Source organism: Nocardia higoensis NBRC 100133, assembly GCF_000308595.1.
Taxonomy (GTDB): Bacteria; Actinomycetota; Actinomycetes; order Mycobacteriales; family Mycobacteriaceae; genus Nocardia; species Nocardia higoensis.
Genome location: NZ_BAGA01000041.1, coordinates 1 through 452 on the forward strand (window position 1 = coordinate 1; position 452 = coordinate 452).

A 452-nucleotide genomic window follows, 5' to 3' on the forward strand; every position below is an offset into this window, starting at 1 on the left:
GGATATATCGACACACTGTTGGGTCCTGAAAGAACAGACGTTCTTTCCAGGCAAAAGATACGATCCGCTCGGATCTCCGGTTAGTACCGCAGGGACTTGTTCCTGGCCGGCTTCGGAACAGGTTCGAGTGGGTGTGTTGTTTGAGAACTGCACAGTGGACGCGAGCATCTTTGTTAGTAAGTGTTTAAGAGCGTACGGTGGATGCCTTGGCACCAGGAGCCGATGAAGGACGTAGGAGGCTGCGATAAGCCTCGGGGAGCTGTCAACCGAGCTGAGATCCGAGGATTTCCGAATGGGGAAACCCAGCACGAGTGATGTCGTGTTACCCGCATCTGAATATATAGGGTGTGTGGAGGGAACGTGGGGAAGTGAAACATCTCAGTACCCACAGGAAGAGAAAACAAATAGTGATTCCGTGAGTAGTGGCGAGCGAAAGCGGATGAGGCTAAACC

General features: G+C 52.4%; 1 rRNA gene. It reads left to right on the top strand.

What is annotated here, in order from left to right:
• Window positions 1–174: 174 nt before the first annotated feature.
• A 23S ribosomal RNA gene (locus ON26_RS05040) occupies window positions 175–452 on the top strand; the annotation flags it as partial.